Genomic DNA, 25,217 nt, shown 5'->3' with positions numbered 1-25,217 from the left:
CCTTGAGTTCAGAAAATGCATTAGAAAAAGGACATAGAGTAAGTGGTAGTTTAACAAAATTGCCATTCCTCTAGTGCTGGATCAGACCATGCAAACCATTCTCAGCGTGGGTATCGACGCCCTTGCCTATGGCATGGTGCTGTTCGTCATCTCCATCGGGCTTTCCGTGACCATGGGGCTGATGCGGGTGGTGAACCTTGCCCATGGCGCCTTCGCCATGATCGGCGGCTACATCGCTTCCTATGCCGTGCAATCCCTCGGCCTGGGATATGCCCTCGCCATCCTGGTGGCCGTGGCCGGCACGGTGGTGATCGCCCTTCCGCTGGAACGCTTGCTCTACCGCCGGCTCTATGGTGCGCCCGAATTGACCCAGGTGCTAATGACCATCGGCATCACCTTCTGCGTCATCGGCATCGCCAATTACGTCTTCGGCCCCACGCTGAAGACCATCCCCTTGCCCGAGCTGTTGCGCGGACCTGTCGATCTCGGCTTTCGCACCATCGCCGCGCATAAATTATTCGCCATTGCCTGTGGCTTGGCCGTTGCCCTGGCTCTCTGGTATCTGATCGAGAAAACCGGGTTCGGTATCAAATTGCGCGCCTCGGTGGACAATGCCGCCATGGCTGCTTCGCTCGGCGTGCGCACCACGATCGTCTATGCCGTGAGCTTTGCGATCGCCGTCGGGCTCGCCGCCTTCGGCGGTATCGTCGGTGCCGAGCTCCTGCCGATCGAACCCTATTATGCCTTGCGCTACATGGTGACCTTCCTGGTCGTGGTCTGCGTCGGCGGAGCAGGCTCGATCCCAGGTGCCTTGCTGGCCTGCCTCGTGCTTGGACTCGTCGACACTACCAGCCGCTATCTCCTGCCCGAATATGGCGAATTCTTCTTCTATCTCGCCGTGATCGCCATCGTCTGCGTCTTCCCACGCGGCCTCATGGGCAGGAGAGCCTGAATGGACATGGTGGAGAGCAAATCCGTGCCCGGTCGGGAAGAAATGCCGAAAACCAACTGGCTGAGGCGCGACCTGGCAGGTCTTGCGGCCGTCCTGGCCGCCGCCGTCGTCGGCTATTGCCTGTTTCCCGACAATCTGGCGCTGCTGACCCGCATCCTCTCGGTCGCGCTGCTCGTGCTTTCGCTCGACCTCGTCACCGGCTTTTGCGGCGTCGCCACGCTGGGCCATGCGGCCTTGTACGGTGCCGGTGCCTATGCCGCGGGGATTGCCGCCGCGCATTGGAACGTCACCGATCCGTTGGCGATGCTCGCCATCTCAGCCGTGGGCGGCGCACTCGCCGGCCTGGTCTCGGGGGTGGTGATCCTGCGCGGGGAGGGGCTCGCGCAATTGGTGCTGTCGATCGCGGTGGTCCATCTCTTCCACGAAGCCGCGAACAAGGCTTCGGCCTATACCGGCGGCAGCGACGGCCTTTCGGGCATCTCACCCGACCCCGTCTTCGGTCTGTTCGAGTTCGATCTGTGGGGTCGCACTGCCTATGGCCTGGGTGTGGCGCTTCTCATCGTTGTCTTCGTCATGCTCAGACTGCTGGTGCGCTCGCCCTTCGGCATGCTCTGCCGGGGCATCCGGCAGGATCCCGTGCGCATCCGTGCCATGGGTGCTTCGGTGCAGGGCACGCTTTTGAAGATGTATGTCATCTCCGGTGCCGTGGCCGGGTTGGGCGGCGGGCTCAACGCCCTTTCCACCCAGGTGGTGGGTTTGGACAGCCTGAGTTTCACTCTCTCGGCCGAGGCCCTGGTCATGCTCGTGCTCGGCGGCACCGGCTCGCTTTATGGGGCGCTCGTCGGTACCATCGCCTTCATGGGTTTCGAGGATTTTGTTTCGGCCGCCAATCCGTTTCACTGGCTCACCATTGTCGGCGCCCTGCTGATCGCCGTCGTGCTGTTCGCGCCGCGTGGCCTCTATGGCTCGGCCGTCCTGCTTCTTGCCCGTTTCAAGGGGAGGGGCGGATGAGTGCGGTGTTCCAGACCCTTGATTTGAAAAAATCCTTCGGCGGCCTTGCCGTCACGCAAGGCCTGTCGATCAGCCTGAACGCCGGCGACCGTGTCGCCCTGATCGGTCCGAACGGTGCCGGCAAGACCACCTTCGTCAACCTGGTCACCGGCCACCTCGAGCCCGATTCCGGCAAGGTGGTGCTCGCCGGCAGGGACGTCACCGGGCTCGGACCGACGGAGCGTGTGCGCCAGGGCCTCGTACGCTCCTTCCAGGTCACCCGGCTCTTCCCCGACATGACGCCGCAAGAGCATCTGGCGCTCGCCGTCCTGCAGCGCACGGGCCGTACCGGCCGCCTTTTCGGCCATTATCGTGCGAAACCCGACGTGATGGTTGAAGTGGCTGCATTGCTGGCCACGCTCGGCCTCGCAGCGATCGCCACCCGTCCGGTCGCGGAGATCGCCTATGGCCAGCAGCGCCTGCTCGAGATCGCGCTGGCGTTGGCGCTCAAGCCCAAGGTTCTCCTGCTCGACGAGCCGGCCGCGGGCGTGCCGCAAAGCGATACGCCCCGCATCGAGGAGGCGCTGGCCGGCCTGCCCCCCGATCTCGCCGTGCTGATGATCGAGCACGACATGGACCTGGTCTTCCGCTTCGCCCGGCGCGTCATCGTGCTCGCGGCCGGCGCCATCATCTTCGACGGTTCTCCCGAGGACGTGACGAAGGATGCGCGTGTCCGCCAAGCCTATCTTGGAAACTATGCCCATGAGAAGCAGTCAGCATGACCGCAACGCCGCTTGAAATCAGCGATCTCAGCGCCGGTTATGGCCCGACCCGGGTGCTGGAGAACATTTCCTTCGCCGTTCCCGCCGGCGGGCGTCTGGCCGTACTCGGTCGCAATGGCATGGGCAAGACGACCCTGCTCGCCACCATCGCCGGGCAGACCCGGCGCTACGGCGGTACGCTGCGCCTTGGCGGCAGGGATATCAGCCTGCTCGACATCGCCTCGCGCGCCCGCGGCGGCCTGGGCTATGTCCCGCAGGCCCGCTGCATCTTCGCCTCGCTGACGGTGGAGGAGAATCTTTTCGTTGGCCTCAAGAACCGTGGCCGCCCGGCGATCGAGGAAGCCTATGAGATGTTTCCGCGCCTCAAGGAGCGCCGCGGGAATCTCGGTTCCCAGCTCTCGGGAGGCGAGCAGCAGATGCTCACCACGGCCCGCAGCATTCTGGGCAGGCCGACGGTGCTGCTGCTGGATGAGCCGCTGGAAGGGCTGGCCCCCGTCATTTGCGAGGAACTGATGGCCGTGTTCTCGCGCCTCGCCGCCGAAGGGCAGATGACTATTCTGCTGGTCGAGCAGCGCATCCAGACCGCGATCGACTTCGCCGATCATGTCGTCATTCTGGAACGGGGGCGCATCGCCTGGTCGGGCGCCTCGGCCGCGCTCTCCGAGCAGCCGGAGGTAATCGAGCGGCTACTCGGGGTCGGCGGGCTGCATTGAGCAGGGCCCGGCGCCGGGGCGGATAGCGAGGCGGGTGGCAAGTCAACGTTTCCCGGAACAGGCGCTCGGGACGGCTCGCGTGCTGCACCCTAACGGATCATGTCGAAATTGATATCGCCGTAATCGGCAAATAGAGCCGGACGCTGCTTTCGCAATAGGCGGAGGTTTTCGAACATGCTGTCGAGCTGGAATTGAAGTGCCGTGACAGCGGCCTGCTCGCTTCCGGTTCTCAAGCCTTGGTAAATCGCGCCATGTTCGGCGATCACGACGTCGAAACTGTTTTCGAAGGCAAAGGCGAGCAGCCTGACGCGGTCGAGCTGTCCCGTTGCGGCACGGAGTGTGCGCCAACTGTTGCCGACGCCTGAGACTTCGCAGATCAGCTTGTGGAAGGCGTTGTCGAGAGCGAAGAATGCATCGGTATCGTGCCGCGCGGCGGCTTCGCCCTGCAGGGCCAGAGAATGCTCGAAATCCTTGGCCAGGGCCGGGACGAAGTGCCGGGCCGCGAGGCGCGTTATCCGGACTTCCAGCGTTTCCCGGACGATCTGGCCGGTCAGCACTTCGTCGATGTCGATCGCGGCAACGAGCGCCTGGCCATCGGGCTCGATAATGACGAACCGTTCGCCTGCCAATTGCTGGATTGCATCCCTGAGCGGCGGGCGGGAAATCGATAAACGGGCGCAGATCTCTTCTTCCTGAATGGCCTCCCCCGGTGCCATTGCCATCGCGATGATGGCACTGCGCAACAGTTCATGAATCTGAGATGTCTCGGACAGGCCCGTATCCAACTTGACGGCTTTGAACAAATCGAGGGCCGATGTCATTGCCTGCCCCTCTGCGCCGGATTGTTGTGGCGGACTAACCCGCTCTTGCCTCAATAAAACACTGCACTGAAGCAATTGACAACTGTATCTTTTAAAATATCGATCGGATTTGATCAGACAAATTGTCAAAATGTACTGTAAAACGATTGATCCTATGACGTGTATATGAGGTATGGCCGACTTCGGCGCTCAATTCAGGCGAAGGGCAATCCCACCGGCGGCGAGCAGGCCGACGACGATCCAGGGTGGGGCTTTCCACACCGTCAGCAGCAGGAAGCCGGCCAGCGCCAGCGCAAAGTCTCGCGGCGAGAGGATGGCACTGGTCCAGACGGGGCTGTAGAGCGCCGCAGCGAGGATGCCGACGACGGCAGCATTGGCCCCGCGCATGGCTGCCTGGGCCGCCGGCCGCAGCCGCAACGCGTCCCAGAAGGGCAGCATGCCATAAACCATGAGGAGGCCCGGCGCGAAGACGGCGACCAGCGCGATCAGCGCACCGGCAATGCCGTTGGGCATTGGTGTCATGATGGCACCGAGATAGGCGGCAAAGGTGAAGAGGGGGCCTGGCACAGCCTGGGCCACGCCGTAACCGGCGAGGAAGGCCTCGTTGCTGACCCAGCCTGGCGCAACCACCTCTGCCTGCAGCAGCGGCAGGACGACATGACCACCGCCGAAGACCAGCGCCCCCGAGCGGTAGAAGGCATTGAACAGAGCGATCACGCCGGAGAAGATCGTGTCCGGGCCGGTCGCAGCCGTGAGGAGGGCGGGAATGACGAAGAATGCCGCGAACAGGGCCAGGGCGATGGCACCTTTGCGCCGCGATACGGCAAAGCCGAGACGGCCGACGGCGGTGCTCCGTTCGCCGCGGCAGAGCCAGAGCCCGGCGATGGCGCCAACCACGATGGCGCCGATCTGGCTGAACCAGCCTGCCGTCAGGACGGTCAGGGCAACAGCCGCCAGGGCGATGGCGGCGCGTTCCCTGTCCGGCGTGAGGGTCTTGGCCATGCCCCAGATCGCCTGAGCGACGACCGCGACCGCCACCAGCTTCAGGCCGTGTAGCACACCTGCAGCCAGGGGGCCGGCAAGGGCCGATGCGCCGAGAGCGAATGCCATAAGGATAATGGCCGAAGGCAGGGTGAAGGCCAGCCAAGCTGCAAGGCCGCCCAGCAATCCCCCGCCACGCAAGACTCCGAGGCAGAAACCGACTTGGCTGGAAGCAGGGCCCGGCAGGAACTGGCAGAGCGCTACGAGGTCGGCATAGGCGGCCTCGCCGATCCACTGGCGCCGCACCACCAATTCGTCGCGGAAATAGCCGAGATGGGCAATCGGTCCGCCGAAGGAGGTCAGTCCGAGCTTGAGGAAGATGCCAAAGACCTCGAGCGGCGAACCATTGGCTGGCTCGACATGGGAACGGGCTTGCCTACGCCCATCCATGACCGACCTCCAAACGGATAGCGGCGGATCGAGTGGATGTCGCAGGCCTCGCGCGGAGCTGCATGGTGGAGACGGGGCGGAGCAAAACCGGCCGGTCGAGACGTCTTGCTGCGCGGGCCGCCATCATTTCGAAAACACCTGTATCGCCGAAAATCGATATCGATAGCCGACGATACAGGTGGGAAGTCTCGGGTCAATGACGATGTCCAATGCTGAAGCGGGCAAGCGCTTCAGCGTGCGCCCCAGGTGTCGCTCAGCTTGTAGCCTTCGGGCCAGGGATCCGAAGGGTCGAGCATGTGCTGGTGGGTGCCGGTAATCCAGGCCCTCCCGGAAATCTCGGGCAGCACTGCCGGACGGCCGCCGACCTCGGTGGTGCCGACGATGCGGCCCGTGAAGGTCGAGCCGATTACCGAAACCGCGGTCAGGCTGTCTTCCATGGTCATCTGCCCGCGTGCGTGCAGCACGGCCATGCGGGCCGACAGCGCCGTGCCCGTCGGCGAACGGTCGACCTTGCCGGGCTGGATCGCCACCGCCGCCCCGGCGCGCAGGCCCTCGGCCGTACGCTCGACGGCACCGGCGAACAGGCAGAAGGAAAAATGCTGCCAATCGGGATTTTCAGGATGGTGGAAGCCGAGCGCCGCATTGGCGGCATTGGTGATGCGCACGCCGAGCGTGGCGATGTCATGCGCCTCATCGGGCTTGAGCGAAAAGCCCAGGGCGGCGGCGTCGACGATGACGAAACTGTCGCCGCCATAGGCGGTGTCAACGGTAAGCGTGCCCAGCCCCTCGACTTCAAGCTTTGCATCAAGCTTGTCAGCGAAGCTCGGAAGGTTGCGTACGAAAATGCGTTCGGCCTTGCCGTTCCGACACTCTGCGCGAACGCGAACGAGCCCGCCGGGCGCTTCCAGGGTGATCTCCGTCACCGGCTCGTGCATCGGCAGGATGCCGCTGTCGAGCAGCACGGTGGAGACGCAGATCGAGTTCGAGCCGGACATCGGCGGGGTGTCTTCCGGCTCCATGATGATGAAGGCCGCATCCGCTTCGGGGTGCTTGGGCGGCACCAGCAGGTTGACATGGCGGAACACGCCCCCACGCGGCTCGTTCAGGACGAAGTTGCGCAGGGTCTGGTCGCGGGCGATCCAGCGGCTCTGTTCCCAGATGGTGTCGCCGGGCGGCGGGGTGACGCCGCCGACGATGACGTCGCCGACCTCACCCTCGGCATGGGCCGAGATCACATGGATGGTCTTGGTGCTGCGCATGGGAATTCCTCAGGAAAGCCAGGTCGGCAAACGGCGCGGGGCATGGCCGGTCAAGGCTGCGGCCACGCAATCGGCAAGGTTGCCCAGGCGCACGGTGCGGCCGGACAGGCCAGGACCGTAATGGGCGTATTTGCCCGAATTCGTCATCACGGCGCGGGTCCGCGTCGGGAAGACCGGTTCGGAAATCGAACACCAGCACAGGTCCGGCAATACCTGCACGCCGCTCTCCTGCAGGCGTGCAAGCGTGCCATCGCTTTGTGCTTCGCGGATGACCTGCTGTCCGGCGGTGACGATGACGGCGACATCCGCAAGACACCTGCGGCCTGCCAGCGCCTCGGCAAGGTTGCGGCATTCGTCGAGCGACGCATGCGGGCTGCCGATTGCGACGAGTTCTACCTGTTCCGGCCCTTCGTTGAGGCGCTGCCAGGCTGCAGCCATGTCGGCGCGGGTGATGACGGCATGGTCGGCGTCATCGGCCACGGCACCGCCAGCCTCTGGCGTGACCCCTTCGACATGCAGCATCGGCGCGGCCGAGGTGGTGCCGAAGGCGGCGCAGAGCGCCTTGAGGTCGTCCCGCGAAGGACGGGCCGTGGCAATGCCGCGCAGGAGCGGGATGCGTTCGGGCGCGGCGCGGCCGGCGAGATAGCCGATCAGCGGCCAGAAGGCATCGTCCACATCTCCGGGCAGTTCGACGTCGAGGACGCGGCGGGCTTTGCGGTGCCGATCGAGATAGACACCCGACAGGGGAGCCCGTCCCGTCACCGCGATGCAGAGGTCGAGGAAGTCGGGATGCTTGGCCGTTCGCGCGCCGAGCACGGTGTTGGCGAAGATCACCGCATTGGACTCGGCCCAGGCGATGGTTTCGCCGGCATTGGGGGCGCTGTCGAGCAGATAGGGCGAACAGGTGAAGGTCGGTCGGCAGCCCATGCGGACATAGGCATCGGCGAGGCTCGCGGCGGGGGCGCCGAAGGAGGGCGGCACGCCCTGTTCCCGCCAGTGGGCATGATCGACCGAAATCGCGTTCATCGTGGTGGGCACGCGGACCCGCGCGCCCATCTCAGCCATCTTCTCGGCAAAGGTCAGGTTGGCGGGGCTGGCATAGATGCAGCCGTCGATATGAGCCTGGGTGACGTCCACAAGCCCCTGGGCGCCCTGCTGGGCGGCCATGGCGCAGATGATGCGCATGGCCTGCTGTATCGCCGGTCCGTCGCGTCCATCGAGCATGGAACGGTCGGTATCGGTGAGGTCGAGCGTGGCAAGAGCCGGGGGCGCGAGAGACAAAGTGAGACCCTCGGCCTCGATGCCTGTATCGTCGATGCGTGCGGACTTTGCCCGTGCCAAGGCCGCGAAAGCCTCCGGCGCCAGGCGCAACACGGGCAGGGGCCTGCCGAAGAGTTCGGCGGCAATCAGCGCACCCAGGGTCAGCACGTCCTCGGGTTCCGAGAACACTAGCGCGGCAGGCGCCCGCCCGTTGAGGACGAGGTCGAGCAGCACGCCTGAACCCGTGCACGAGCCCCGGCTGGACGGCATCATCAGGATGCCACCCGTGAGGCAGGTTCCGTGCAGGGGATGGTGCACGTCAATCACCTGCCCGGTGGCGGGATCGACACCGCCCCAGAAGCTGAGCGCTTCCTCGCTGGCGATGACAGGCCCGTGGGCGGAGCCGGCAAGGATGCTGCGCGCGGATAAGGCGGTGTTCATTTCACCACGAAACCAGTTCACTTGACCACAAAACCATGGGCGAAGGGGTCGCGATCGTCGATGAAGATGGTGTTGATGCCGGTCATGCGCGCCCAGCCTGCGATGGAGGGGATGATCGCCGCGCGGCCGGCAACTTCGGTTGCCGCCTCGACCCGCCCCTTGAACAGCGAGCCGATGATCGATTCATGCACGAATTCGTCGCCGACCTTCAGCTTGCCCTTGGCGGCGAGCTGGGCCATACGGGCCGAGGTGCCGGTGCCGCATGGCGAGCGATCGATGGCCTTCTCACCGTAGAACACGGCATTGCGGGCATGCGCGCCTGCCTGCGTGGGCTTGCCCGTCCACTGGATATGGCTGAGGCCCTGGATCTCAGGATGTTCAGGGTGGACGAACTCATATTTGGCGTTGAGCGCGGCGCGCAGTTTCGGGCTCCAGCCCACCAATTCGCCGGCGGTATGGTCGGCCATGTCGCGGAAGTTCTTCTGCGGCTCGACGATGGCATAGAAATTGCCGCCATAGGCGACGTCGACCACGATCTCGCCCAGCCCCTCGACCTCGGCCGTCAGGCCTTCCGCGTGGAGGAAGCCGGGCACGTTGGTGAGGCGAACCTCCTCCACGAAGCGGCCCTCCTGGCGGTAGGTGATGTCGACCTTGCCGGCGGGGGCGTCGATCGAGAGCTTGCCGGGTTCGCGCGGGGTGATCAGGCCGTGCTCGATCCCCATGGTGATGGTGCCGATGGTGCCATGGCCACACATCGGCAGGCAGCCGGAGGTCTCGATGAACAGCACGGCAACGTCACAGTCCGGCCGCGTCGGCGGATAGAGGATCGAGCCCGACATCATGTCGTGGCCGCGGGGCTCATACATCAGGCCGGTGCGGATCCAGTCGAATTCACGCAGGAAGTGGGCGCGCTTTTCCAGCATGGTCGCGCCTTCCAGGCGCGGGCCGCCGCCCGACACCAGGCGGACGGGATTGCCGCAAGTGTGGCCGTCGATGCATGAGAACGTATGGTTGGCCATGGCAGGACCTTTTCGTCAGAAACGCTGAGGCGAGAAAGAAGCGATATCGATGGCGGGCTTATGGCCGGTCAGAAGATCGGCGACGATGCGCGCCGTACCGGCCGACTGGGTCAGGCCGAGATGGCCATGACCGAAGGCGTGGATCACGCGCGGCGTGACGCGGGCACGGCCGATGGCGGGCAGGCTGTCGGGCAGGGAAGGGCGGAACCCCATCCACTGCACGCCACCTTCCGGCTTCAAAGCGGGCAGGAAGGCCTGCGCCTTCTTCAGCATGGCCTCGGAACGACGGAAATTCGGCTTGAGCTCCAGGCCACCGAGTTCTACGGCGCCGCCAACGCGAATGCCGGTCGACAGGCGCGTGACCACGAAGCCGTGGCCGCCGAAGGTGATCTGGGTGCGTAAATCGAGGGCATCGGGCGGCAAAGTGGTGTTGTAGCCGCGCTCGGTTTCCAGCGGAATGATCTCGCCAATGGTCCGGACGATCCGGTGCGAGAAGGCGCCGGCCGCGAGCACCACCTTGGCGGCTCGCCGCACGCTGCCGTCGGCACCAAGGATCTCGACGCCGTTTTCGAGGGGGCGCAGCGCCTTGACCGCCACCCGCTCGATCAGCCCATCACTGGCGCGCAGATGGTCGGCCAGCGCCAGGGTATAGAGCTTGGGATCGGCGATGGAGTACCAACCGGGCGTGAAGGTGCCATGGGTGAAACGTCGGGCCAGCCCGGGCTGGATTTCGGCCATGCCGGCGGCATCGAGATGACGGAATTCGATACCGTGCGTCTGCCGAACGGCCCAGCCCGGCAGCGAGGCTTCGAGTTCCGCCTTGCTCTCATAGACCTGCAGATTGCCTTCCTTGCGCAGCATCGGCAGTGTGCCGGTCTGGGTGAGGAAGGGCTCGAGCTCGGCTTTGGACAGATCCATCAAGGCGGTCTGGGCAGCGGTCGAATGCGCGACGCGTGACGCCGAGCAGGCCCGCCAGAAGCGGAACATCCAGGGCGCGATCTGCAGCGCATAGGCCGGCGGCACGCTCAGGGGGCCCAGCGGATCCAGCAGCCATTTCGGCGCCTTCTTCAGGATGCCGGGCGAGGCGAGCGGCAGGATGTCAGTAAAGGCGAAGGCCCCCGCATTGCCCGCCGAAGCGCCGGCTGCCGGGCCTTCCCGGTCCAGTACCGCGACCGAGAGCCCACGCGCCTTGGCGGCGATGGCGCAGGACAGGCCCACCACGCCGGCACCGATGACGATGACATCGAGATCGGAACTCACCGCACGCTCGCCAGGAATTTCTGGGTTTCGGGGTTCTGCGGCGCACCGAAGAGCTGGTCCGGCGTGCCGATCTCCGCCATCACACCCTGGTGGAAGAAGGCCACCCGCTTGGAGACATCACGGGCGAACGCCATTTCGTGGGTGACGCAGATCATCGTCATGCCCTCTTCTGCCAGCATCTTGAGCGTATCGAGCACTTCGCCGACGAGCATCGGGTCGAGCGCTGATGTTACCTCGTCAAACAGCATATATTCGGGCGACATCGCAAGGGCCCGGGCGATCGCCATGCGCTGCTGCTGGCCGCCCGACATGCGGCTGGGATAGACGGAGAGTTTCTCGCCAAGCCCGACATGGGAGAGCTGCCTGACTGCGATCTCCTCCGCCTTGGCCTTGGCCATGCCGAGCACCTTGCGCGGGGCAAGCATCACGTTTTCCAGGACGGTCAGATGCGGAAAGGCGTTCCATTGCTGGAAGACGATGCCGACCTTCCGGCGCAACTTGTTGAGGTCGGTGCTCTTGGCGTGGACCTCGGTGCCGTCGATGGTGATCCTGCCCGAATTGATCGGCTCCAGTCCGTTGATGCAGGTCAACAGCGTCGATTTGCCCGAGCCGGATCCGCCGATGATGCTGACCACTTCGCCCTTGTCGACGGTGAGGTTGATGCCCTTCAGCACTTCGAGAGCGGAAAAGGATTTACGGACGTTCTGGATCTCAATCATGGGGGGACCACCGTCTTTCGAGATAGCCGCCCAGCCGGGCGATGGGGAAGCTGATGAGGAAATAGATGGCGCCGCAGATCATCAGGATGAACAAGGGCTCCTGCAGGCGGGTGACCAGGATCTGCGAGGCGCGCAGGAGCTCGATCAGGCCGAGCCAGAGCACCAAAGCGGAATCCTTCATCACACCGAGCGTGAGACCGATCCAGGAGGGCAGCGAGACGCGTATCGCCAGCGGGGCCACGATATAGCGCATGTCCTGCCACCAGCTCATGCCGAGCGAGCGGGCGGCCCGGCGGGTGGTTGTCGGTACCGAGCCGATGCCGCCGCGCACGATCTCGGTGCAGTAGGCGGCCGTATACAAGCTCAACACCACGCAGGAGGTGGTGAAGGGCGGCCAACCCAGTCGCGCGATGGACTGGAAGGCATTGGCCAGCACGAGCTGGATCAGCAGCGGGACCGAGCGGAAGATGTCGAGCAGGAAGGTCAGCGGCACCGACCAATAGGGGCCGAGCTGGACGCGGATCACGCCGAAGAGGATGCCGAGAACGGTACCGGCCGCGACGGAGACCGCCGTCACAGCCAGCGTCATCCCTGCGCCTTGAGCGAGGAAGGCGAAATCGCTCCAGGTAAGGGCGGTGTTGAACATGATCAGCCCTCTCAATACCGGAACATGCGCCAGGCAACCGCCCGGGCAGCCAAAGTGACGGCCTTGGCGATCAGGTAGTAGATCACCGCGGCCAGCGCGAAGAATTCGAAGGTGCGGAAGGAGCGCGCATTCAGCTCCTGCGTGACGCCGGCGAGATCGGTATTCATGCCCACGGTGACGCCGAGCGAGGTCATCAGGATGGCCCACACCATCTGGTTGGTGGCAGGCAGGAAGGCGATGCGCAGCATCTGTGGCACCACGATCATCCGGAAGGCCTGCAGAGAGGTCATGCCGAGCGAGCGGCCGGCACGGGCCTGGGTGTCGGGAATGGCCTTGAGGGCGCCGCGGAAATTCTCGGCCAGATAACCCGCATTGTTGAAGGCGATACCGACAAGCAGCGCAGTGAACGGCGTCAGATGGATGCCGAAATTGCCGAGGCCGAAATGGGCCATGTAGATCTGGAACAGCGCCGGCGTATTGCGCGCCACCTCGACCCAGGCCGAGGCGAAACCGCTGAGCAGGCGATTGCCGGACAGGCGGAACAAGGTGAGGACGATGGCGATGGCCAAGCCGATCGCCATCGACAGGAGCGCGATCTGCAGGGTGACCAGGGCGCCTTCGAGCAACTGCGGCAGCGCCTTCAGCGCCTGGTTCCAATGGAAGGCATATTTGAACATGCCGTTTCACCTCTCGAGTAGGATCGGCGGCGCGAAGCTTGCCAGCGCGCCGCCGGTGAAACGGTCAGGTCAGCGATAGGAACCGTTGACGGTGAGATTGGGAACGTGGTCGTCGACCCACTTCTTGTAGAGCTCGGCGTAGCGGCCGGTGCGAACCTGCTGGTTGATGAACAGGTTGAGATAGTTGATCAGGCCGTATTCGTCGCGATTGGTGAACAGCGCCACATAGTCGATGTCGAAGGGCGCCTTGCCGACCACGGCGATGCCGGGGAACTTGCCGGTCTTCACATTGGCCTGTGCGACCGTCGAGGTCGAGACGGTGGCGTCGAGCTGGCCCTGGCTCAAGGCGAGGAAGACGTCGGCCTGGGTCTGGTAGGGACGGAATTCGCCGCTGCCCCAGGCCTTGACCTGCTTTTCCAGCGCGATGGCTTCATAGGTGCCGGCGGTCGCGCCGACGACCTTGCCCTTCATGTCCTCGAAGGACTTGACGCCAGACTTTTCATTGGCGGTCACCGCCATTTCGAAGGCGAAGTAGGGGATGGTCATGCCGACGGTCTTGGCACGCTCCAGCGTGTCGGAGGTCGAGGCGACGCCGACATCGACGCGGCCGGACATCAGGGCCGGAATGCGCTCGGGGAAGGGTGTCTCGACGATCTCGGCCTTCACGCCGAGGGCCTTGGCGAGATCGTTGCAGTAATCGACGTCGAAGCCGATCGGATTGTTGTTGGCATCGCGCGCGCCCATGGGCGGGAAGTCGAGCACGACAGCGCAGCGCAGCGTTCCCGAAGCGATGATGTCATCCAGCTTGTCAGCCTTGGCGGGGCTGACCATGGCGATGGCGGCCATGAGGCCGAAGGCGGCAACCGATTTCCTCATTCTAACGCTCTCTCCCTGCGTTGGCCCGTGTTTTTCACGGCGGGGCCACTATTGCGTTTTCGAGCGCGAAATCAACAAAAAATACAACATGAATACAAAAAGAATTTTATGTGTGGGCATAAGTTATTCTCGTGAGTGCCCATCACTCGTCGCCACACCGCTTCTCGACAATGGTCTGAAGACGCAATCTGTTACTCCCGGCGCCGCCGCAGGTGACGTTATTCTCAGAAGCTCCGCTCGGGAGCGGGATCCGAGGCGCGCCAGCAATGGCCCTTGATCTCCTCCCAACGCCTTCGGCTATGCCGAAGATGAGAGATGCCCTCATTTGGGCATGATCAGTGCGGCGGATCGGGATTATCCGCGTTTGGACCAGAGCTTATCGGGATTTCCGACTCAGATTTCGGGCGCAGTGACTTTGCTTGGGCTCACGTTTGACGGCACTGAGTTCGGATTGTTTAAGACGGACTCAATAATTTGGGGTCGTCTTTTGGTAAGAAATACGGATAGTATCTGATCGAAGAAATTTCGATACCGCAAACATGGATAAGTTCTACAAAGATCTGCGCTATAGAACAATAACTTGACCAATTTTCTTAGATTTTGCGTGTCTGTACGCGATATCGGCCGCTATCATGTCTTCCATTGCGATGCCCATCGCTTTGTAGACGGTAATGTCCGTTTCTAATTGCCTGCCGCTTTTCAAGCGCGAAAGCATGTCACCTAACGTTGTCGCGACGCCGGGATCGATCCCGCAAAGCTCGCCGCAACCAACGGGAGGTCCCTCGAAAGCCTCAAGGCTTTCGACAAAAAGGCTCGCCTTTTCCAACAATTCGACCGGCAATTCTCCGTGCGGAGGCGCATACCCAACGGATGTGACATGCGTCCCCGCACGTACCCACCCTGCCTCAATCACCGGTGTGTAGGAATGGCTTGCCAAGCAGACTATATCCGACGTTCGGACCGCGGCTTCGACATCCCTGACGGCAATGGCTTTTGGATTCAGGCGCGCGAGCTTTTCAGCATCTTCATACTCAAGGGAGGCGATGCGGATCTCGGTGAAATCACCAACCAAGGGCAGTAGCAGCAAATGCTCGCGACCTTGGACTCCGGCCCCAATGATCGTTGCGACCCGAGCATTCTTGCGGGCAAGCGCGCCCACTGACAGAACGGCCGATGCCGCAGTTCGGACCGCGGTAATATACGTGCCGTCCATGATGCAGACAGGCGCCCCGGTCTGCGCATCAAACAAGGTGATCGTAGCCAAATGGTTCGGAAGGTTGATTGCGAGGTTTCCCTCGAACACATTTACGACCTTAACCGCGATATTCATCCCCTCCATATAGGCGGGCATTGCCAAGCTAAATCCTTTTCCAGGAATCGTGATCTCGGGCCGGTGCGGAGACTGTACGGCACCTCGTGCAAGAGCCTGAAATCCGCTCGACAGGCGGCTAAGGAGTTCGCGGGGGTCAAGGTGCCGCATAACATCCTCTTCGCTCAGCGCCAAGATCGGCATGTCTCCTTTGCGGATTTCGGCTGCACTTTTTACGGCGTGCCTTTGCGCTTCACTACCCATGGACTTTGTTACCCTCCAAATTACATTGGTGCTAAGAATGTTGGTATCTTGTTTGAAATCAAACGATTAAATTTACTACATCATAACTTGAGGTAATGGCTTATGGGCGGACGCAAGCTGCCATCCTTGACCGCCCTTCGGTCTTTCGAGGTCGTCGCTCGGACGTTGAGCTTTACAAAAGCCGCAGAGGAATTGGGTGTCACTCAAGCGGCGGTAAGTCGTCAGATCAAGAATCTCGAGCGGGAACTTGCGGTAGAACTGGTATCGCGACGGTCAACGAAGAATGCACTGACGGATGCAGGCGACTTGTTGTTCGACGGCATCTACCGTGCCTTCGAAACGATCGCCGGCACCGTTGATAAGATCACCGACACCGGCGATAGGGAGATCCTCACCATAAGCGTGGCACCCTATCTTTCCGCGCAATGGCTGACTCCACATCTCATGGAATTCTTGGCCGTCCACCCCGAAATTGATTTACGGCTACATCATTCTTATCACCCCTCCGACCACCGCAGGGAGGGTATCGATATAGGCATCAACTGGGGTTCGGGTGAGTGGCTAGGTGTTGAGAAGATAAAGGTGGTTGACGGATCCCTAGAGGCAGTCGCCAGCCCGGCGTTGATTGAAAAAATCGGTGTGCCGGTCGATCCCCACAAGCTTCTGGGCCAACCCCTCTTTTACGAATTCGATTTGCAACATTGGCGGCTGTGGTTCGAAAATGCCCATGTGAAAATGCCTGACAATTTCAGAGGGCAGCGAATCTCCGATTCTCACGCACTTCGGCGCGCCATCGTCGATGGACATGGCGTTGGGCTGTTTTTCTCGGCGTTGCTCGATGAAGACGTTGCGACAGGACAACTCATTAGATTGCAGGGCGGCGCCATACATACAGGATATGACTATTATTTGAATTATCCGAGAGATGTCCAATTGCCCAAGAAGGCAAGGGCCTTCATGAGATTCATATTAGCAAAAGCCGGCATTCGAGGATGATTATGGTGGACGCTGGCCCCGCGCGAATCGACTGATGAAATACTCATTGTCGGGACCGAATTATGACTGCGGCCCACCTAAATTCAGATCATCAGGCTTGAAATAGTGTGCCCCTCGCGGATAGTGGCGATCCGCTACTATCGAGGGCTGCAGCCGTTGCCCTCAGCCGTCCAGATCCTCAGGCAGCAGGCCCTGCGGCAGGTTCTGATAGGCAACAGGGCGCAGGAAGCGGCGGATCGACAGCGTGCCGACGCTGGTCGCGCCGAAATTGGTCGAGGCCGGATAGGGGCCGCCATGCACCATGGCATCGACGACTTCCACCCCGGTGGGGAAGCCGTTGACGAGCACGCGCCCGGCCTTGCGCTCGAGGATTGGCAGCAGGCGGCGTGCGGCCGCAAGATCCGCCGGCTCTATATGAAGAGTCGCGGTCAACTGCCCCTCGAAGGAGCGGGCCAGCCGCTCCATGTCTTCCGGCGACGATGCCCGCACCACGAGGCCGAGCGGCCCGAATACCTCTTCGCCGAGCGCGTGGTCGGCGACGAAGCGATCGCTCGACGTTTCGAACAGGCTGGGCGCGACCTCGCGGCCGGACATCGGCGTCGCCAGCACGGATCTGACGGCGTTGCGTTCGGCCATGCGGGCCTTGCCTTCATGGTAGGATCGGGCAATGCCGTCCGACAGCATGGTCTGCGGCGCCACCTTGCCGAGAGCTTCCGTTGCAGCGGTGGTGAAGCGGTCGGCGTCGGGGCCCTCGATCACGATAGCGATGCCGGGATTGGTGCAGAACTGGCCGGCCCCCATGGTCAGGGAGGCTGCCCAGCCTTGGCCGAGTGCCTCGGGTCGTGCCTTGAGGGCTTCGGGCAGCAGGAACATTGGATTGACGGATCCGAGCTCTCCGAAGAAGGGGATCGGTTCCGGGCGGGCCGCGCAGAGATCGAACAGTGCGCGGCCACCTGCGAGCGAGCCGGTGAAGCCGACGGCCTTGATCAACGGGTGCTGCACGATGGCTTGGCCGATCTCGCGGCTGTTGCCCTGGATCAGGGAGAACACGCCCGGATGCATGCCGCTCCTGCGGATGGCGGCGTCGATGGCCTCAGCCACGATCTCGCCCGTTCCCGGATGGGCCGAATGGCCTTTGACCACCACGGGGCAGCCGGCCGCGAGCGCGGCGGCGGTATCGCCGCCGGCAGTGGAAAAGGCGAGGGGGAAGTTGGAGGCACCGAACACCGCGACGGGGCCGATGGGGCGCTGCATCATGCGGATCTCGGGCCGCGGTGCGGGCTGGCGATCGGGTAATGCCACATCCACGCGGCGGTCGAGATAACCGCCAAGCTCGACATGATCGGCAAAGAGCCGGAGCTGGCCGGTGGTGCGAGCGCGCTCTCCCTGCAGGCGTGCGGCAGGCAGGCCGGTTTCCTGGCTGCCGATCTCGGTGATCGCCTCGCCGCGCGCCTCGATCTCCTCGGCGAGCAGGCGCAGGAAGGCAGCGCGCTCCCATCGCTTGGCATAGCCGAAATGCCAGAACGCGTCCTCGGCCGCCTCGCAGGCTCGGTTCACCAGCGCGCTCGTGCCGATCGAAAACCGGTGGGTGGGCCCATGGGCGGGGGCCGATGCGAAGAACCCTTCGCCTTCGACCCAGTCACCTGCGACAAGATGCTTGCCTGTGGGAGTGAAGCCCATATGCCATTCCTTCCGAGCCGTGCGGGGGAAACGCGAAATTTCATCGCGCTTGTCGATTATATGTATACACCGTGTATTTTTTCTATCAACCCGTGATATCGAGCGGCAACGCGAACGACCAGGAAAGGCATGCCATGACTGACAGCCGTCTTTTGACGACGAGGGAACTGAGCGAGCAGGTGGAGGCGATCTTCCGCAAGGCCGGCTTCAATACCGCGCAGGCCGGAGCTGTGGCGCGGGTGATCGTCGCCGGCGAGCGTGACGCCTGCAAATCGCACGGCATCTATCGTATCGAGGGCGCGTTGCGCACGGTGAAGGCCGGCAAGGTCCGCCCCGACGCCGAGCCGGAACTGTCGGCTCAGGACGCCTCGGCCATCGTCAAGGTCAACGCGAAGGGCGGCTTCGCCAATCCGGCCTTCGAACTCGGCCTTCCCTTGCTGGTCGAGCGGGCGCGTTCCTATGGCCTTGCCGCGCTGGTGATCAACGACTGCACCCATTTCTCGGCGCTCTGGCCCGAGGTGGAGGCCTTGACGGAGCAGGGTCTCGCCGGTCTCGTGATGTGCCCCAGCTACTCGGCCGTGGCGCCCACCGGCGGCAACAAGCCCTTGCTCGGCACCAACCCCTTCGGCTTCGGCTGGCCGCGCCAGGGCAAGCCGCCCTATGTCTTCGACTTCGCCACCTCCGTCGCGGCGCGCGGCGAGATCGAACTGCATCGGCGGGCCGGCAAGCCATTGCCCGAGGGCTGGGCCATCGATGCCGAGGGCAAGCCGACGACGGATCCGGTGGCGGCTCTTGCCGGTGCGATGCTGCCCTTCGGCGGCCACAAGGGCTCGGCGATCGGCACCATGATCGAACTCCTGGCCGGCATCATGATCGGGGATCTCACCAGCCCCGAAGCATTGGAAGCCCTGGGCACCACGAGTCTGGCGCCGGCGCATGGCGAGTTGATCCTTGCCTTCTCGCCCGAGAAATTCGCCGCCGGCCGCCCGGGAGATCCCTTCGCTCGCGCCGAGATTCTGTTCGAAACCATCGTCGGGCAGGGCGCCAGGCTGCCGTCCCAGCGCCGGTTCGTGGCGCGCTCCAAGTCACAGGCGGAAGGCATCCTCCTCAGTGCAGCCGAGGTCGAGCAGCTCGACCGCCTGCTGGCCCTCGGCCTCGACGCCGTGGACTGAGGGGCCTCATATTGGCTGGGTGACTGCTCTTCAGAACCGGACCGATCGCAGGAACCTTCGCTTCTTGTCATCACCGGGCTTGTCCCGGTGATCTAGCCACTATCTCGATGGGTTGCGGTATCTGGATGCCCGGGACAAGCTCTGGCATGACAAAATCGAGTTCTTGTCGGCCTCGTTGCGATTGTAGAGCCGGCCAGCAGCAAAAAGGCCCTCCGGATGGGAGGGCCTTTTTCAGTTCGGTGCTTTCGACAATGCCGTCAGGCGGCGCATTTCTGTACGGCGCCGGGGAGGCGGCTCCACTGTGCATACCACGTGTCGAACAACTTGAGCTGAGTCTCGGCGTAGCCGCGCTGGCTGTCGGACAGCACATCGGTTTCGTTGAAGTTGAGGGCGTATTCCTTGTCGCCCTTCACCACCATCATGTGCTTGAAGAAGAGCACGAGGTCCGGTCCTTCGTCGAAGGAGGAGAGCACGGCCAGGGCCTGCTCCAGTTCCTGGGCGCGCTGGCGGGCGTCGACATCACCGGCGGCGGCGGCCTGCGACAGCTTGCACAGATGGATCACTTCCTTGGGCAGCACATTGCCGATGCCGGTGATCGCGCCGGTGGCGCCGCAATTGACAAAGCCATGGAACACGGCGGTATCGACGCCGATCATCAGCGAGACGCCATCGTCGCGGCTGGTGATGTTCTCGGCCGCATAGCGCATGTCGGCCGGGCCGCCGAACTCCTTGAAGCCGACGAGGTTGGAATGCTCGGCCCTGAGGGCGAAGAACAGGTCGGCACGGGTGGCGAAACCATAATAGGGGCTGTTGTAGATCACGGCCGGCAGATCGGGTGCAGCCGTAAGGATGGCCTTGAAATGATCCTTCTGAGCCGCGACCACCGAGCCGCGCGACAACACGCGCGGGATCACCATCAGGCCCTGAGCGCCGACTTTCTGGGCGTGAGCAGCATGCGCCACGGCCGAAGCGGTATTGACCGCGCCGGTGCCGACGATCAGCGGGATGCCGGCCTTGACCAGACGCTCGACGCCTTCCATGCGCTGGGCGTCGGTAAGGAGCGGCCAGTCACCCATCGAGCCGCAATAGACCACGGCAGACATGCCGTCGGCGATGAGCTCCTTGCCCTTGCGCACGAGAGCATCGAAATCCGGGCTGCGGTCTGCCTTGCACGGGGTCATCAGCGCGGGGATGACACCGGAGAAAATCTTGGCCTTCATCTCGGGTTCCTCTGTTGGCCTGTCGGATAGGCTTGATCGTAGCACCGCAAGGGCGCCGGTTCCTCGCCTTCGACGTCTTCATACGCGTTTGTATATTATTTGTCGACAAGAAATCGACATACAAAGATACTAAGCCCCTCTTATATGAACGATACTTATCGTAATGAATTGTTTTCGCTTGTTCTTTTCGTTTCGCGGCGAGCCGGGAAAATTGGAGAAAAACGCCTCAAAGCGCGATGTCGAGACGGCGGTCGCGGACCAGGAGCTTGCGAATTTGCTCGACGATCTGCTCGGCGTGGATCTTGGCCAGCCGTTCGGCGAGGTCGACGTCACGCGCCACGACGGCATTGATCATGTCTTCGTGCTCGTCGACGAAGCGCTGCGGCAACCGGTCGTCAAAGGATTGGTAATAAAGGCGCAGGAAGCGCCGGCCCTCGTCGAGCAACCGCTGGAACAGGCCGGCAAAATAGGGATTGCGGCCGGCTTCGGCGATGGCCGAATGGAACGCGGCATTGGTGGCGATCATCGCCAGGGCATCCTGGGCCTCGACCGCCGCGGCAAATTCTGCCTGGCGGGCGTGGATCGCGTCCAGATCCTGCTGGCGATGATGCTCGGCTGCCAGCCGTGTCGTCACCCGATACATCAGCACCAACGCATCGAAAAAGGGCGACATGTTGAGGAAATCGATGCTCGAGACCATGGTCGAACGATTGGGGAGGGTGTCGATCAATCCCTCGCCGGCGAGTCGCACCAGGGCCTCGCGGATTGGCGTGCGGGACATTTTGAAGCGCTCCGCCAATTGGACCTCATCGATCGGGCTTCCGGGTGGCAGCACCAGATCGAGGATTTCGTCGCGCAGGAGGTCGTAGACCATCTTGACGCCGGAACCGCGCTTGCGCTCCGTGGACGGGCCGCCCTCTGACTTTTTCTTCATTTCAGAATCCTCTTGTCGACAAGAGGGATACTGTCGAGCGGACAAGCGATCAACCGTTTCGCGGCAATACCGTTTGCCGGTGCCGGGGAGCCGGCATTACGCTCTACCCTATGAAAGGCATAGATACTTAAGTTTTTCAGTAAATTAGAATGAATATATAATTCAAAAAATTAACTCTTGGAGAGCGACTCATGCTTCCGTGCTTTTCCTGGGGCACTAGCCGCGCACCGCGGCCCGAAAGGCGGCGGACAGAGCGGCAAGTGCTTCGCGTGGCCGGCCATTGCCAAGCCGGCTATGCAGCAGCACGGGCAGGCGCGGCAAATCGGGAAGGCCGAGCCTGGCCCCCACCTCGACCGCACCGAAGGGCAGCATGCGCGGCGCCAACGCCGCGACGCCGAGTCCGGCCATGACGGCGGCGGCTACCGCCGCAACACCGCCGCCGACGAAGATCTCCGTCCAGCGTATGCCGGCCGCGTCGAGCAGCCGGCCGGCCATCACCCGCACGCCGCAGGGTTCAGCCAATGTCGCAAGCGGCAGAGGCTCGTCCGCCCGGTGCTGCCAGCCCGGCGCCGCGAACCAGCCGAGCTTTTCCTCGGTGATGATCTCGCCATCGCTCCGCCCGGCATGCAGGCGCACGATCACCGTGTCGAGTTCCCGCCGGTCGAAGCTTTGCAGCAGATCACCGGACGAGCCGATCCGGATCTCGATCAAAAGCTGCGGGTCCTGCGCATTCATGCGCGCGATCAGCGCCGGCAGTTCCGGCCCGGCGACATGATCGCTGATGCCGATGGTCAGGCGCTGACGAGCCCCAGCAAACACGCCGAGCGCGCGGTCATGCACTTCGAGAAGCTCGCGGGCATGATCGAGGAAGGTAGCGCCCTGGGCCGAGAGCTGCACATAGCGAGGTGTCCGCTCAACGAGCCGGCAGCCGAGCCTGTCTTCGAGGCGCTTCAGCTTCAAGCTGACGGCGGCCTGCGTCGTCTGCATGGCTTCGGCCGCCCGGGTGAAGCTGTCGAGCTCGGCAATATGGACGAAGGCCCTGATGGCATCGAGGTCGAGGGGGCGTTCCATCATTTCCAATCGTTATCATTGATATCCACTTTCATAGAATATCAAAATGTTGGGGCGGCCGCTAATCTCGAACGGAAATCATGGAGAAGAACGGATATGCCGCTTACACACATCTCGTTGCGGGCCGGAAAGCCGGAGGCCTACCGGCAAGCCATCTTCGACGGCCTCTATCGCGCGATGCGCGAGACCTTCGACGTGCCCGAGGACGATCAGTTCATGACCATCACGGAACATGAGGCCGGGAATTTCCGCTATGGCGCTTCCTATCTCGGCGTCGCCCGCAGCGACGATCTCGTGTTGATCCAGATCACCGCCAACGACACCCGCAGCAAGGAACAGAAAAAGGCGCTGTTCCGGCGGATCGCCGAACTGCTCGGCCAAGAGCCCGGCATCCGGGCCGATGACGTCTTCGTCAGTCTGGTTGAGGTTGCGAAAGCCAATTGGTCCCTCGGCCATGGCCTCGCGCAATATGCCTGAGGGGGCAGGCGGAGGCATGGTCTTGGTGTGCCGGTCTTCTCAGCTCCATCAAATGACGGAGCGAGATCGGGACACCGAGTTTCAGGCATCGCCATCGTCCTCGATGTGATCGGCAAAGGTAGATCCGCGGTATTCGTCGCGGCACAGGCGGGCTTTTCAACCAGCCGGGGCACCAGGTCCTCGAGTGCCAGCTGCAATGCTTCGGCCGACCCGCCCGGCAGGATGATGAAGCCGTCGATGGCGCCGGCACCGGCCTATTGCCCGATCTGCCCGGCTGCGTCCTCTGTCGTTCCGATGACGCACCAATGCGCCGAGCCGATTACCTCGGGATGGGTCAGAAGCTCGGCATGGGTATGGCTGCGGAAAATCGACGCTGCTGGAGGCGATCATGGGCTTCTTGCCCCTGAGCGCCGGCGAGATCACACTGGCGGGAAGGCCCCGTCGGCGCCATCAGGCGGAAAGTGCTCGCCCGCGATATTGCCTATCTGCCGCAGGACATTCATTGCCCCCACTATATGACTCTTGGCGAGTTGATCGAACTGGCCGGCTATGCCGAAAAGGACCGCTCGCAGGCAGCGATCCGCGCTCGCCTCGACAAGATCATGCCGGGCTGGGACAAGTTCCTCAGATCGGCGCGGGAAGGGCGCATTCTCTATCTCGACTTCGGTGAGGTCGCCACTCCCACCCTCGCCAGTGCCGAACACACGCTCGACGCCTTCGCCGCCAGGAAGGAATGAGCCAGGCCCCCGCGACGGCGACAAAGTTGCGCGTGGAGAGCAACGCCTTCGTTCCGATCGTAACTCGTCTCGTCGGCTCTCAGCATTCCGGCAGGTTGACGGCAAGCCCGCCGGTCGAGGTCTCCTTGTATTTGAGATTCATGTCGATGCCGGTCTGGCGCATCGTCTCGATGCAATTGTCGAGCGGCATGAAATGCTTGCCGTCGCCGCGCAAGGCCAGGCTGGCGGCGCTCACCGCCTTGATCGCACCGAGCCCATTTCGCTCGATGCAGGGCACCTGCACCAGGCCCTTGGCCGGATCGCAGGTCATGCCAAGATGATGCTCCAGAGCGATTTCGGCCGCGTTCTCCACCTGCTCGTTGGAGCCGCCGAGCGCTGCGCAAAGCCCTGCCGCCGCCATGGCCGAAGCAGATCCGACCTCGCCCTGGCACCCGACCTCGGCTCCCGAGATCGAGGCGTTGTATTTGATGATGCCGCCGATGGCGGCGGCAACCAGCAGAAAGTCGCGGATGCCTTCATGGCTCGAGCCACGGCAGTGATCGCGATAGTAGCGGATCACGGCCGGCACTACGCCGGCGGCCCCGTTGGTGGGCGAGGTGACGACGCGTCCACCGGCGGCGTTCTCCTCGTTGACCGCCATGGCATAGATCGAGATCCAGTCATTGACGACATGGGGCTGTTCGAGATTGCGGCCCTGTTCGGCTAGAAGCTGCTGATGAATGGTGCGTGCACGACGCCGCACCGACAGGCCGCCCGGCAGAATGCCGTCGTGTCGTAAACCCCGGTCGATGCAGCCGTCCATCGCAACCCAGATCGCATCGAGCTTGTCGTCGAGAGCGCCGCCGTGGACGACGCCTTCATTCGCCCGCTTCATCTCGGCGATGCTGAGATTGGCGGCGGCGCCCATCGCCAGCATTTCGGCAGCCGTACCGAAGGGATGGGGAAAGCCGAGCGCACCCGGCTCATCGGACGAAGACGCATCCTTGCTGCGCTGGGCTTCGAGTTCTTCGGCCGACAGGACGAAGCCGCCGCCGATCGAATAGAAGATCCGGCTGAGAAGCACCGCGCCCTCTGCATCCGTGGCCGCGAGGATCAGGCCATTGGCGTGGCCGGGCAGAGGTGGGCCATAGTCGAAGATGAGGTCGGTGTCGGGGGTAAAGCTCAGCGGCGGCAGGCCTGGCAGCCTGATCACGCCGGCATGGCGGAGTTCTGCTTCCTTCTCCTGTGCCAGGTCCGGATCGATGGTGGCAGGCAGAAAGCCCATCAGCCCGAGGATGACGGCACGGTCGGTGGCATGGCCGTGACCGGTGAAGGCCAGCGAGCCGTGCAGGCTGGCCTTGAGCCTGAGGCCCGTCATCGCAGGCTCGTGCCTGACCAGGGCACGCAGTTCCTCCAGAAAACGGGCCGCCGCCACCATCGGCCCCATGGTGTGGGACGAGGAAGGCCCGATACCGATCTTGAAGATGTCGAAAATCGACAGAAACATGCCAAGCTCTCTAATCAACGCTCTC

24 protein-coding genes are annotated in these 25,217 nt (G+C 63.1%); 8 read left to right on the top strand and 16 right to left on the bottom strand.

What is annotated here, in order from left to right:
- Positions 1-88: 88 nt before the first annotated feature.
- Genes AB4037_RS05510 through AB4037_RS05495 form a run of 4 tightly spaced genes read left to right on the top strand, consistent with a single transcriptional unit; the run spans position 89 to position 3,437 of the window.
- Entirely contained in the window at positions 89-952 is an 864-nt protein-coding gene (locus tag AB4037_RS05510; protein ID WP_441770813.1) for a branched-chain amino acid ABC transporter permease, read from the top strand.
- Positions 953-958: 6 nt separating this feature from the next.
- Entirely contained in the window at positions 959-1,963 is a 1,005-nt protein-coding gene (locus AB4037_RS05505; RefSeq protein WP_441770832.1) for a branched-chain amino acid ABC transporter permease, read from the top strand.
- Positions 1,960-2,724 (top strand): ABC transporter ATP-binding protein, encoded by a 765-nt coding sequence (locus AB4037_RS05500; RefSeq protein WP_441770812.1) that lies wholly within the window; start codon positions 1,960-1,962, stop codon positions 2,722-2,724. Before AB4037_RS05505 ends, AB4037_RS05500 begins: the two co-directional genes overlap by 4 nt.
- Positions 2,721-3,437 (top strand): ABC transporter ATP-binding protein, encoded by a 717-nt coding sequence (locus AB4037_RS05495; protein WP_441770811.1) that lies wholly within the window; start codon positions 2,721-2,723, stop codon positions 3,435-3,437. Before AB4037_RS05500 ends, AB4037_RS05495 begins: the two co-directional genes overlap by 4 nt.
- Before the next feature lie 89 nt (positions 3,438-3,526).
- Here the strand turns inward: AB4037_RS05495 and AB4037_RS05490 are convergent, their stop codons facing one another.
- The 11 genes from AB4037_RS05490 to AB4037_RS05440 all read right to left on the bottom strand — a co-directional run bounded on the left by AB4037_RS05490 (position 3,527) and on the right by AB4037_RS05440 (position 15,419).
- Positions 3,527-4,240, bottom strand: a complete 714-nt coding sequence (locus AB4037_RS05490; protein ID WP_441770810.1) for a GntR family transcriptional regulator — start codon at positions 4,238-4,240, stop codon at positions 3,527-3,529.
- A gap of 207 nt (positions 4,241-4,447) precedes the next feature.
- Positions 4,448-5,689, bottom strand: a complete 1,242-nt coding sequence (gene chrA / locus AB4037_RS05485) for a chromate efflux transporter (protein WP_441770809.1) — start codon at positions 5,687-5,689, stop codon at positions 4,448-4,450.
- A gap of 230 nt (positions 5,690-5,919) precedes the next feature.
- Complete coding sequence (locus tag AB4037_RS05480) at positions 5,920-6,948, bottom strand: trans-3-hydroxy-L-proline dehydratase (protein WP_434960883.1); 1,029 nt, start codon at positions 6,946-6,948, stop codon at positions 5,920-5,922.
- A 9-nt stretch (positions 6,949-6,957) separates the two neighbouring features.
- On the bottom strand, positions 6,958-8,649 hold the full coding sequence (lhpI, locus tag AB4037_RS05475) for a cis-3-hydroxy-L-proline dehydratase (RefSeq protein ID WP_434960882.1): 1,692 nt from the start codon (positions 8,647-8,649) through the stop codon (positions 6,958-6,960).
- A gap of 17 nt (positions 8,650-8,666) precedes the next feature.
- A complete protein-coding gene (locus AB4037_RS05470; protein ID WP_434960881.1) occupies positions 8,667-9,668 on the bottom strand; it encodes a 4-hydroxyproline epimerase in 1,002 nt (333 codons plus the stop codon).
- Positions 9,669-9,683: 15 nt separating this feature from the next.
- Positions 9,684-10,928 (bottom strand): NAD(P)/FAD-dependent oxidoreductase, encoded by a 1,245-nt coding sequence (locus tag AB4037_RS05465; RefSeq protein ID WP_441770808.1) that lies wholly within the window; start codon positions 10,926-10,928, stop codon positions 9,684-9,686.
- Positions 10,925-11,647, bottom strand: coding sequence for an amino acid ABC transporter ATP-binding protein (locus tag AB4037_RS05460; RefSeq protein ID WP_434960879.1), 723 nt, complete (start codon positions 11,645-11,647; stop codon positions 10,925-10,927). Before AB4037_RS05460 ends, AB4037_RS05465 begins: the two co-directional genes overlap by 4 nt.
- Positions 11,640-12,293, bottom strand: a complete 654-nt coding sequence (locus AB4037_RS05455) for an amino acid ABC transporter permease (RefSeq protein ID WP_434960878.1) — start codon at positions 12,291-12,293, stop codon at positions 11,640-11,642. Before AB4037_RS05455 ends, AB4037_RS05460 begins: the two co-directional genes overlap by 8 nt.
- Positions 12,294-12,304: 11 nt before the next feature.
- The gene (locus AB4037_RS05450; RefSeq protein WP_441770807.1) at positions 12,305-12,970 is read right to left on the bottom strand and encodes an amino acid ABC transporter permease; all 666 of its coding nucleotides are present in this window, start codon (positions 12,968-12,970) and stop codon (positions 12,305-12,307) included.
- Positions 12,971-13,039: 69 nt separating this feature from the next.
- The gene (locus AB4037_RS05445; protein WP_434960876.1) at positions 13,040-13,846 is read right to left on the bottom strand and encodes an ABC transporter substrate-binding protein; all 807 of its coding nucleotides are present in this window, start codon (positions 13,844-13,846) and stop codon (positions 13,040-13,042) included.
- Positions 13,847-14,411: 565 nt separating this feature from the next.
- Entirely contained in the window at positions 14,412-15,419 is a 1,008-nt protein-coding gene (locus tag AB4037_RS05440) for an ornithine cyclodeaminase family protein (RefSeq protein ID WP_441770806.1), read from the bottom strand.
- A gap of 102 nt (positions 15,420-15,521) precedes the next feature.
- Between AB4037_RS05440 and AB4037_RS05435 the strand changes: the two genes are divergently transcribed.
- Positions 15,522-16,415, top strand: coding sequence for a LysR substrate-binding domain-containing protein (locus tag AB4037_RS05435; RefSeq protein ID WP_434960874.1), 894 nt, complete (start codon positions 15,522-15,524; stop codon positions 16,413-16,415).
- A 162-nt stretch (positions 16,416-16,577) separates the two neighbouring features.
- Here AB4037_RS05435 and AB4037_RS05430 read toward each other — a convergent pair whose 3' ends face one another.
- Positions 16,578-18,095, bottom strand: coding sequence for an aldehyde dehydrogenase (NADP(+)) (locus AB4037_RS05430; RefSeq protein ID WP_441770805.1), 1,518 nt, complete (start codon positions 18,093-18,095; stop codon positions 16,578-16,580).
- Between the two features lie 134 nt (positions 18,096-18,229).
- Between AB4037_RS05430 and AB4037_RS05425 the strand changes: the two genes are divergently transcribed.
- Positions 18,230-19,267, top strand: a complete 1,038-nt coding sequence (locus tag AB4037_RS05425; protein ID WP_441770804.1) for an Ldh family oxidoreductase — start codon at positions 18,230-18,232, stop codon at positions 19,265-19,267.
- A gap of 257 nt (positions 19,268-19,524) precedes the next feature.
- Here AB4037_RS05425 and AB4037_RS05420 read toward each other — a convergent pair whose 3' ends face one another.
- The 3 genes from AB4037_RS05420 to AB4037_RS05410 form a co-directional block, all read right to left on the bottom strand.
- Positions 19,525-20,487, bottom strand: coding sequence for a dihydrodipicolinate synthase family protein (locus tag AB4037_RS05420; RefSeq protein WP_441770803.1), 963 nt, complete (start codon positions 20,485-20,487; stop codon positions 19,525-19,527).
- A gap of 226 nt (positions 20,488-20,713) precedes the next feature.
- Positions 20,714-21,421, bottom strand: a complete 708-nt coding sequence (locus AB4037_RS05415) for a GntR family transcriptional regulator (protein WP_434960870.1) — start codon at positions 21,419-21,421, stop codon at positions 20,714-20,716.
- Positions 21,422-21,637: 216 nt separating this feature from the next.
- A complete protein-coding gene (locus tag AB4037_RS05410; RefSeq protein ID WP_434960869.1) occupies positions 21,638-22,495 on the bottom strand; it encodes a LysR family transcriptional regulator in 858 nt (285 codons plus the stop codon).
- A 93-nt stretch (positions 22,496-22,588) separates the two neighbouring features.
- Here AB4037_RS05410 and AB4037_RS05405 point away from each other — a divergent pair, with 93 nt between their 5' ends.
- Both AB4037_RS05405 and AB4037_RS05400 read left to right on the top strand, forming a co-directional pair.
- On the top strand, positions 22,589-22,969 hold the full coding sequence (locus tag AB4037_RS05405) for a tautomerase family protein (protein WP_441770802.1): 381 nt from the start codon (positions 22,589-22,591) through the stop codon (positions 22,967-22,969).
- A gap of 461 nt (positions 22,970-23,430) precedes the next feature.
- Positions 23,431-23,706 carry a hypothetical protein gene (locus AB4037_RS05400; RefSeq protein ID WP_441770833.1) on the top strand — a complete coding sequence of 92 codons (276 nt, stop codon included), beginning with the start codon at positions 23,431-23,433 and terminating at the stop codon, positions 23,704-23,706.
- Positions 23,707-23,785: 79 nt separating this feature from the next.
- Here the strand turns inward: AB4037_RS05400 and AB4037_RS05395 are convergent, their stop codons facing one another.
- A complete protein-coding gene (locus AB4037_RS05395) occupies positions 23,786-25,192 on the bottom strand; it encodes an L-serine ammonia-lyase (protein ID WP_434960867.1) in 1,407 nt (468 codons plus the stop codon).
- Between the last annotated feature and the right edge of the window lie 25 nt (positions 25,193-25,217).

The organism is Labrys sp. KB_33_2, assembly GCF_052114505.1.
GTDB lineage: Bacteria > Pseudomonadota > Alphaproteobacteria > Rhizobiales > Labraceae > Labrys.
Note: the sequence above shows the minus strand (reverse complement) of the source record. Positions and strands in the feature narration are given on the sequence as shown.

What these genes read in the sequence shown, in the direction of transcription:
- AB4037_RS05510 (WP_441770813.1), top strand. Translation starts at nt 89, where the DNA reads ATGCAAACCATTCTCAGCGTGGGTATCGACGCCCTTGCCTATGGCATG.
- AB4037_RS05505 (WP_441770832.1), top strand. Translation starts at nt 959, where the DNA reads ATGGTGGAGAGCAAATCCGTGCCCGGTCGGGAAGAAATGCCGAAAACC.
- AB4037_RS05500 (WP_441770812.1), top strand. Translation starts at nt 1,960, where the DNA reads ATGAGTGCGGTGTTCCAGACCCTTGATTTGAAAAAATCCTTCGGCGGC.
- AB4037_RS05495 (WP_441770811.1), top strand. Translation starts at nt 2,721, where the DNA reads ATGACCGCAACGCCGCTTGAAATCAGCGATCTCAGCGCCGGTTATGGC.
- chrA (WP_441770809.1), bottom strand. Translation starts at nt 5,689, where the DNA reads ATGGATGGGCGTAGGCAAGCCCGTTCCCATGTCGAGCCAGCCAATGGT.
- AB4037_RS05480 (WP_434960883.1), bottom strand. Translation starts at nt 6,948, where the DNA reads ATGCGCAGCACCAAGACCATCCATGTGATCTCGGCCCATGCCGAGGGT.
- lhpI (WP_434960882.1), bottom strand. Translation starts at nt 8,649, where the DNA reads ATGAACACCGCCTTATCCGCGCGCAGCATCCTTGCCGGCTCCGCCCAC.
- AB4037_RS05470 (WP_434960881.1), bottom strand. Translation starts at nt 9,668, where the DNA reads ATGGCCAACCATACGTTCTCATGCATCGACGGCCACACTTGCGGCAAT.
- AB4037_RS05460 (WP_434960879.1), bottom strand. Translation starts at nt 11,647, where the DNA reads ATGATTGAGATCCAGAACGTCCGTAAATCCTTTTCCGCTCTCGAAGTG.
- AB4037_RS05455 (WP_434960878.1), bottom strand. Translation starts at nt 12,293, where the DNA reads ATGTTCAACACCGCCCTTACCTGGAGCGATTTCGCCTTCCTCGCTCAA.
- AB4037_RS05450 (WP_441770807.1), bottom strand. Translation starts at nt 12,970, where the DNA reads ATGTTCAAATATGCCTTCCATTGGAACCAGGCGCTGAAGGCGCTGCCG.
- AB4037_RS05445 (WP_434960876.1), bottom strand. Translation starts at nt 13,846, where the DNA reads ATGAGGAAATCGGTTGCCGCCTTCGGCCTCATGGCCGCCATCGCCATG.
- AB4037_RS05440 (WP_441770806.1), bottom strand. Translation starts at nt 15,419, where the DNA reads ATGGGTAGTGAAGCGCAAAGGCACGCCGTAAAAAGTGCAGCCGAAATC.
- AB4037_RS05435 (WP_434960874.1), top strand. Translation starts at nt 15,522, where the DNA reads ATGGGCGGACGCAAGCTGCCATCCTTGACCGCCCTTCGGTCTTTCGAG.
- AB4037_RS05430 (WP_441770805.1), bottom strand. Translation starts at nt 18,095, where the DNA reads ATGGGCTTCACTCCCACAGGCAAGCATCTTGTCGCAGGTGACTGGGTC.
- AB4037_RS05425 (WP_441770804.1), top strand. Translation starts at nt 18,230, where the DNA reads ATGACTGACAGCCGTCTTTTGACGACGAGGGAACTGAGCGAGCAGGTG.
- AB4037_RS05420 (WP_441770803.1), bottom strand. Translation starts at nt 20,487, where the DNA reads ATGAAGGCCAAGATTTTCTCCGGTGTCATCCCCGCGCTGATGACCCCG.
- AB4037_RS05415 (WP_434960870.1), bottom strand. Translation starts at nt 21,421, where the DNA reads ATGAAGAAAAAGTCAGAGGGCGGCCCGTCCACGGAGCGCAAGCGCGGT.
- AB4037_RS05410 (WP_434960869.1), bottom strand. Translation starts at nt 22,495, where the DNA reads ATGATGGAACGCCCCCTCGACCTCGATGCCATCAGGGCCTTCGTCCAT.
- AB4037_RS05405 (WP_441770802.1), top strand. Translation starts at nt 22,589, where the DNA reads ATGCCGCTTACACACATCTCGTTGCGGGCCGGAAAGCCGGAGGCCTAC.
- AB4037_RS05395 (WP_434960867.1), bottom strand. Translation starts at nt 25,192, where the DNA reads ATGTTTCTGTCGATTTTCGACATCTTCAAGATCGGTATCGGGCCTTCC.